General features: G+C 51.9%; 6 protein-coding genes and 1 riboswitch. All 6 genes read left to right on the top strand.

Going from position 1 to position 7,718, the window contains the following annotated elements; all coding sequences use genetic code 11:
* The first annotated feature begins 1 nt into the window (after position 1).
* Positions 2-3,607 carry a PolC-type DNA polymerase III gene (locus tag HMPREF1250_RS01930; RefSeq protein ID WP_023052808.1) on the top strand — a complete coding sequence of 1,202 codons (3,606 nt, stop codon included), beginning with the start codon at positions 2-4 and terminating at the stop codon, positions 3,605-3,607.
* A gap of 98 nt (positions 3,608-3,705) precedes the next feature.
* A complete protein-coding gene (locus tag HMPREF1250_RS01935; RefSeq protein ID WP_023052890.1) occupies positions 3,706-4,017 on the top strand; it encodes a YerC/YecD family TrpR-related protein in 312 nt (103 codons plus the stop codon).
* A gap of 90 nt (positions 4,018-4,107) precedes the next feature.
* Positions 4,108-4,545, top strand: a complete 438-nt coding sequence (gene mscL / locus HMPREF1250_RS01940; protein ID WP_023052852.1) for a large conductance mechanosensitive channel protein MscL — start codon at positions 4,108-4,110, stop codon at positions 4,543-4,545.
* Between the two features lie 14 nt (positions 4,546-4,559).
* Positions 4,560-5,117: a hypothetical protein gene (locus HMPREF1250_RS01945; RefSeq protein WP_023052773.1), complete on the top strand. Its 558-nt coding sequence runs from the start codon at positions 4,560-4,562 to the stop codon at positions 5,115-5,117.
* Between the two features lie 63 nt (positions 5,118-5,180).
* Positions 5,181-5,315, top strand: a riboswitch (FMN riboswitch).
* An 87-nt stretch (positions 5,316-5,402) separates the two neighbouring features.
* Positions 5,403-6,926 (top strand): FGGY-family carbohydrate kinase, encoded by a 1,524-nt coding sequence (locus HMPREF1250_RS01950; RefSeq protein WP_231391264.1) that lies wholly within the window; start codon positions 5,403-5,405, stop codon positions 6,924-6,926.
* Between the two features lie 332 nt (positions 6,927-7,258).
* On the top strand, positions 7,259-7,718 hold a 460-nt coding region (locus HMPREF1250_RS01955), incomplete at its 3' end, for a 3-hydroxyacyl-CoA dehydrogenase NAD-binding domain-containing protein (protein ID WP_023052908.1).

Below are 7,718 nucleotides of genomic sequence, written 5' to 3' on the forward strand. Positions count from 1 at the left end.
AATGAAAGTTTATCGTATTATCCCCAAACAAGAGGTCAAGATAAAGATTCCCGACGGCCGCAGCGTATTCGTTTCGGAAATCAAGGGTTCGCCGGCGGAACGGGCCTGGCAGGTTCGTACGACAGCCGCCTTCGATGCTGACGCGGAGCGGCTGGCCCGGCATCTTGGCGATTATTTTTCCCTGCCCGGGACGGTCGCCGTCGAACATGTGCGGCGTCCCGATTTCGATACGGTTAAAGAACTCGATAACGAATCGGCGCTGAACTGCAACGGCGGAGCTTCCGACGACGTTCTCGAAAGTTACGCCATTCCGCACGAAGATTGCTATGAAGATCTGTATGATGACGCCGGCGAGTTGTTGCGAGACGAAGAATATCAAAAAGTCTGCCGCGCCGCGCAGCATTCCGACGGCGGCAAAAAGAAGAAAACCGGCGCCGCAAGTCCGGCGGAGAGCAATGTCTGGTTGGGAAAAGCTTTCCACGGCGCCGTGCAGAAGATCAACGACGTCCTCGGCGAGGAACAGAACAACGTCATCTTTGAAGGACAGGTCGTTAAAGTCGAGTTTCGCGAATTGAAATCGAAGCGGATTTTATTGACCTTCCAGATGGCCGATAAGACGAACGGTATTTCGGCGAAAAAGTTCCTTGACGTCGGCAGCGGCGGTAAATTTCGCCGTAAAGGGAGTCTGACGGCAGAGGAGATGGAGCTGTTGCAGCAGCGTTTCCGCAAGGGCTCTCAGGTCCGGGTCAGAGGCAATGTCCAATATGATACGTATCAAAGCGATTACGTCCTCAATGTGGAAGACATCATGCCTGCCGAAGGCGGCGCCGTGGAACGGGAGGACAAGAATCCGACGCCGCGCGTCGAGCTGCACCTGCATACGGTCATGAGCGACATGGATGCCCTGATTACGGTCAAGCAGCTGATCAAGACCGTAAAGAAATGGGGTCATCCGGCTGTTGCCGTTACCGATCACGGCGTCGTGCAGTCTTTTCCGCTGCTGCAGGAGATCTCACGGGACAAGACGAACGGTGTCAAGGTCATTTACGGTATGGAAGGATATCTTTTTGATGAAAAAATTGATGAATCCTACCATATCATCATTTTGGCGAAGAACCAGATCGGTATTCGCAATCTGTACAAATTGGTAAGCATATCGCACTTGAAATACATCTATCGCGGCCGGCCGCGCCTTCCGCGGGCCGTCCTCAACGAATACCGCGAAGGATTGATCTTCGGTTCGGCCTGTGAGGCCGGTGAGCTGGTTCGCTCACTGGTGCAGAAGAAGCTGCCCTACGAGGAACTGAAACGGATCGCCGCCTATTATGATTATCTCGAGATCCAGCCGCTGACGAACAACCAGTTCCTGATTCGTGAAGGCTTCGTCGATACCGATGAAGAGCTGCGCGACATTAACCGGACCATTATTCGTCTCGGCGACGATCTCGGCAAGCTGACGGTCGCGACGTGCGACGCTCACTTCCTGAACCCGGAAGATAAGATTTACAGGGAGATCATGATGACCGGCAAGGGCTTCAAGGACGCGCAGTTTCAGCCCGATCTGTACTTGCGGACGACAGACGAAATGTTGGCGGAATTTTCCTATTTGGGCGCGGAACGGGCGCGGGAGGTCGTCATTACGAATCCGAACCGGATCAACGAGATGATCGACGATGTCAAGCCGGTGCCGAAGGAAACGTTGTATTTTCCGCAAATTACGGGATCTTCGGAAGCGTTGAAGACGATGTGCTATGCCAAAGCCCATCAGATTTACGGTGAGCCGCTGCCGCAGATCGTCGCCGATCGCCTGACGGAAGAGTTCACCTCCATTTTGGGGCACGGGTTCGGCGTTTTGTACTATATCGCCCACAAGCTGGTCAAGCATTCCAATGACGACGGCTATCTCGTCGGTTCGCGGGGATCCGTCGGGTCTTCTTTCGTGGCGACGATGTCGGATATTACGGAAGTCAATCCGCTGCCGCCGCACTATGTTTGCCCCCATTGCCGGTACAGCGAATTTTTTACCGACGGGTCCGTCGGCGGCGGTTTCGACCTGCCTGATAAAGCGTGCCCGGTCTGCGGCGAAGCGCTGCACAAAGACGGCCACAATATTCCTTTCGCCATTTTCCTCGGGTTTGACGGCGACAAGGTTCCCGATATCGATTTGAATTTCTCCGGTGAATATCATCCGAAAGCGCATAAGTATACGGAAGAACTGTTCGGCAAGGACAATGTTTTCCGCGCCGGCACGATTGGCGCCATTAAGGATAAGACGGCTTACGGCTATGTCATGAAGTGGGCTGAGGCGCGCGGCATCAAGGTCAATGAGGCCTATGTCAACAGCCTGGTCAACGGCTGCACGGGCATCAAGAATACGACGGGGCAGCATCCCGGCGGCGTCATGGTTATTCCGCGCGATATGGATATACATCATTTTACGCCGGTTCAATATCCGGCCAACAAAAAGGACAGCGGCATCATTACGACGCATTTCGATTATCATTCCATCGAAGGACGTCTGGTCAAGCTGGATATTCTCGGACACGATGATCCGACCGTTATCCGCATGCTCGAGGATCTGACGGGAGTCGACGCGACGACGATTCCCTTTGATGATCCGGCGACGATGAGTCTTTTCAGTTCGACGAAGGCCCTGGGCCTGACGCCGGAAGAGTTGGGTTCCGAAGTCGGCAGCTTCGGCATTCCCGAATTCGGCACGCCCTTCGTACGGCAAATGCTGGTTGACACGAAACCGCAGACCTTTTCAGGCCTGGTGCGAATCTCCGGTTTTTCCCACGGCACCGACGTCTGGTTGAACAACGCGCAGGATTTGATCCGCTCGAAAACGGTGGAATTGAAAGAAGCCGTATCGACGCGCGACGATATCATGAACTATCTGATCGAGCACGGCATCAAGCCGAAGACGAGTTTCAAAGTCATGGAAAATGTCCGAAAAGGGAAGGGCATCGATAAACTCGATAAGCTGGGCAAAAAGAATACGGACTACGAAGGCGAACTGAAAGCCGGCGGCATACCGCAGTGGTTCATCGAGTCGTGTCAGAAGATCGGCTATCTGTTTCCCCGCGCCCATGCCGTCGCTTACGTCATGATGGCCTTCCGTATCGCCTGGTACAAGATCAACTATCCCTTAGCGTATTACGCGGCGTATTTCACGATTCGCGCCAAGGCGTTCAATTTGCCGGTTATGACCGGCGGCCTGGAAACGCAGCGCCATAAGATGAAGACCATTGCCCAGCAGGGGAAGGACGCGTCCAAGATTGATCAGGATCTCTATTCGGCGTTGGAACTTGCCGTTGAAATGAGTCTGCGCGGCTACGCCTTTTTGAACGTCGATATCAGCAAATCGGCGGCGACGAAATTTACGATTTGCGACGGTAAAATATTGCCGCCGTTTACGGCAATAGACGGGTTGGGAGAAAATGTCGCCGAACAGATTGTCACGGCCCGCCGGGAAGCGCCGTTCACGTCCAAGGCCGATCTGAAGCTGCGCGGCAAGGTCTCGCAGTCGCTGATCGAAACGATGACGGAATACGGCTGCCTCGGCGATATGGCGGAAGATGAACAGTATGATCTTTTTGCCATGTAATGTTTTTGTATGGATAGCTGTTTTTTGTCGACAATCTCTGAGATTTGTCTTATAATGTAAAAAAACTTTAATTTGATGAAGAGGAACAGTGATGCGCCATGAGCAGTAACGAACGGTTGAAAGATCATCTCCATGACCAGCTTTTTGAAGCGATTCTCGAATTGCGGGATTTGGAGGAGTGCTACGAATTTTTTGAAGATATCTGCACGATTCAGGAAATGAAAGCCATTTCGGCGCGACTGGAAGTGGCCCGCATGTTGAAAGGCGGAGAAATTTATGAAGATATCGTCAAGAAGACCGGCGCCAGTACGGCGACGATCAGCCGCATCAAACGCTGCCTGATGTACGGCAGCGGCGGTTACGGCAAGATCCTCGACAGGTTGGCGGAGAAAGAGGCAAAGATCGTCTGAAACTGATCCTGGGGCTTACAATTCCGTCTTGTCTCTGACAGGCGATAGTATATACACGTAGTTGATTTTGCTGAACAACAGGAGGTACTTATGAAACAACTTATGGAAGAATTCAAAGCGTTTGTTTTGCGCGGCAATGTTATCGACATGGCTGTCGGCGTCGTCATCGGCGCGGCATTCGGCAAGATCGTCGCTTCGCTGATTGCCAATATCATCATGCCGCCTTTGGGGCTGATTCTCGGCGGCGTCGATTTTTCGAACTTATTCATTTCTCTCGGCAGCAAACATGTCGAAACGCTGGCGGAAGCGCAGGCACAAGGCGTTCCCGTCATCGCTTACGGGTTATTCATCAATACGGTCGTTGAATTTTTAATTATCGCCTTTGCGATTTTCGTGGTTATTTCCCAGATCAACCGACTCTCGAAGAAAGAAGAAGAAGATGCTCCGGAACCGCGTCTCTGCCCTTATTGCAAACAGCCCGTAGCCGATGACGCGACACGCTGTCCGCATTGCACGAGTCAATTATAAGCAGGTCCGCGCTGATGAAGTCTAAAATTGATATCACCGTATTCGATAACGGCGAGGCGGCGATCATGAAGGCTTCGCTGACAGGCGAGCTTTGGGCCGATTATCAGGCCTTCGCGCGCTTGGCGGCAAAACGAAGAGAGAAGAACCGATTCCATGCAGAGAAGGCAGCACGCCGTTATGAACGTGTTGCTTCTTTGTCTCTCTTCGCCTTTTATGAAACGGTGCTGCACCGCTGGCTGCCGCACTTTGCCGAACAAGTAGACGTGCAGGCTTTCATTGACAAGCCGTTGGCGGAAAAATCGCGAATCGTCCTGCTGCAAGTGTTTCCCGACGCCGGTAAGGATCAGGAGTTTGCGCATCTGTGGGCGATCCTGGAGCGATACGATCTGCATAACGGCGCTTGGCTGGATGCGCTGACGGGCGAGACGCTCCTCGATATTGCGCAGTCGATGGATGCTTTTCTGTCTTGTATCGAGCAAAAAAGCGGCTTGCAGCGTTTTCCTGCTTGTGAGGCGTCGACGGATACGCTCGTTTCCAAATTGAGCAGCTTTTTTTTCCATCGTGTCAAGTAAATCCTTCTTGCATTTTTTTAGCTCTCCCTGTATCATGAAGGGAAGAAAACAAATCGAATATAAAATCGTCTTTGGGGCAAGGTGAGAAGGGGCTTCCTTCATATTCCTGACCGGCGGTACAGTCCGCAAGCTCTGAAAAGAGTTGAATCGATGCAATTTCGATACCGACAGTTACAGTCTGGATGGGAAAAGACGGCTGCAGGGCCTGTTTGCCTTGCCTTGTTTCCCATGCAAAGACTGGTTTTTCCGGTCTTTTTTTCTTTGTGCCGAAGGCGTAAGGAGGCAATGATGGAGAAAAATTATTATCTCGGTTTTGATGCCGGCACGCAAAGCGTGAAAGTTGCCGTCTATGACGGGCAGATGAATTGCGTAGCCATGGACACGGCGAAGACGACGCTGTCTTATCCGCAGCCCGGCTGGGTGGAGATGGATATTGACGAGTACTATCGGCTGATCAAGCAGTGCATGCGTTCGTGCAGTTATCAGATGCGGCAGAAGCATTTATCCGTCAAGTCGGTACGGGCCATCATGGGCGACGGGATCATTTGCGGCATCGCCGGCATTGACGCCGCCGGAAATCCCGTTACGCCGTATGTCAATTATCTTGACAGCCGTACGGCAGATGATGTCGAACGGCTAAAGGCGCAGGGACTGCGGATCTGGGCTGAAGAGACGGGCAATGCCGAACCGAGCGTCATGTTTCCGGCCATGTTTGCGCGCTGGTTTCTGAAACATGTGCCGGCTTTTGCCGCCAAAGGCGTTAAATTCGTTCATAATTGCCCGTATGTTCTGCTGCACCTCGCCGGACTCGGCGGGAACGACGCCTTTATCGACTGGGGCACGCTTTCGGGCTGGGGATTGGGCTATCATGTAATGCAAAAGGAATGGTCGCCGCGGCAGTTGGAAATTCTCGGCATTGACGCGGCCTATTTGCCGCGCATTGTAAAACCGTGGGATATTATCGGCTCTTTGTGCGAAAAGGATGCCGAAGAAACGGGCTTTCCCGCCGGCATTCCCATCTGCGCCGGCGCCGGCGATACGATGGAATCCATGATGGGCAGCGGTATTCTCGAAGCCGGGCGCGGCGTTGACGTAGCCGGCACGTGCGCCATGTTCTGCGTGTCGACAGACGGCATCATTCCCGCTCTTTCCGTTCCCGGCAGCGGACTGATCTTCAATTCCGGAACGCTGGAAAACACGTATTTCTATTGGGGCTTCGTCCGGACCGGCGGTCTGGCGCTTCGCTGGTTCAAGGACAGCGTTTGTCGAAAGCAGAGCGATGAGTATTACGGTACGCTCGACGAATTGGCACGCCGTCATCCCGCCGGCTGCGACGGCGCGTTTTTTATCCCCTATTTGACCGGCGGCAACGGCGATTACCCGGATGTGCGCGGCGTCTTTTCCGGTTTGACGCTCGATTCCGATCAAGGCGCCATGTGGCGGTGTGTCCTCGAAGGGATCGGCTACAATTATCTGGAAATTACCGAACGTTACCGCAACGCCGGCATCGACTTGTCGCAGCTTACGGTCACGGAAGGCGGCAGCCGTGACGCGCTTTGGAATCAGATCAAGGCCGATATGTTGGCGACGGAAGTCGTTACGCTGGAAGTGGCCGGCGGCGCCGTGCCGACCAATTGCCTGGTAGCGGCGTACAGCCAAGGCGATGTGACCGATTTGAAAGAAGCCTTGCAAACGAATTTTATCGTCAAAGATACTTTCTCTCCTCAGCAGTCTGTAACGGACTATTATCAGCAACAGTATGGACGGAGGAAAAAGCTGTTGGAAGCGCTGCAGGAAAGCGGCATATAAGCGCGGAAAGGCCGGATTATCCGGCCTTTTTTATTTGTCATATTGTGAAAAAGGGTGTAATGTTTTCGCTCTTAGTGTCTCAAAAAAGACTTTGCGTTAGTAATAATTCCAGAAACGTATAATTGAAAGTCATAGGAATTCATACAGGGCAGCGAAAAATATATATGCGGATATGGGTTTTAATGAAATATACACCCCATATGTAGTGGATTTTTTCACAGGAAGTGATATACTAGGAGTATAAGCAATGCATCTGATTTTTAATTTGCGTGCTTTTTTTTGGAACTGCTAAGTGAAAAAAATCACGCGACAATTTAAAGGAGGAGTTAGACATGTTTTGTAAAAAAGTAATGGTAATTGGTGCAGGTACAATGGGTTCCGGTATTGCTCAAGTCTTCCTGACAAAAGGCTGCGACGTTATCTTGAACGATATCAAACAGGAATTTATTGACGGCGGCGTTAAGAAAATCGACAAAAGCTTAACGAAACTGGTTTCCAAAGAAAAAATGACGCAAGCCGATAAAGACGCATGCATGGGCAAATTGACGGGCATCGTTGAAATTACGGAAGAAAACATGAAAGATGTTGATCTCGTTGTTGAAGCGGCTATCGAAAACATGAAGATCAAAGCGGAAATTTTCCGGAACTTGGGCGAAAAATGCCCGGCGCATACGATCCTGGCTTCCAACACGTCTTCCTTGCCGATTACGGAAATCGCCGCAGCTACCAACCGTCCGGATAAAGTTATCGGCATGCATTTCTTCAATCCCGCTCCGGTAATGAAATTGATCG

The sequence above is a fragment of the Megasphaera vaginalis (ex Srinivasan et al. 2021) genome (genome assembly GCF_000478965.1).
Classification (GTDB): domain Bacteria; phylum Bacillota; class Negativicutes; order Veillonellales; family Megasphaeraceae; genus Megasphaera; species Megasphaera vaginalis.

Coding starts and splice junctions, on each gene's coding strand:
- HMPREF1250_RS01930 (WP_023052808.1), top strand. CDS start 2: ATGAAAGTTTATCGTATTATCCCCAAACAAGAGGTCAAGATAAAGATT.
- HMPREF1250_RS01935 (WP_023052890.1), top strand. CDS start 3,706: ATGAGCAGTAACGAACGGTTGAAAGATCATCTCCATGACCAGCTTTTT.
- mscL (WP_023052852.1), top strand. CDS start 4,108: ATGAAACAACTTATGGAAGAATTCAAAGCGTTTGTTTTGCGCGGCAAT.
- HMPREF1250_RS01945 (WP_023052773.1), top strand. CDS start 4,560: ATGAAGTCTAAAATTGATATCACCGTATTCGATAACGGCGAGGCGGCG.
- HMPREF1250_RS01950 (WP_231391264.1), top strand. CDS start 5,403: ATGATGGAGAAAAATTATTATCTCGGTTTTGATGCCGGCACGCAAAGC.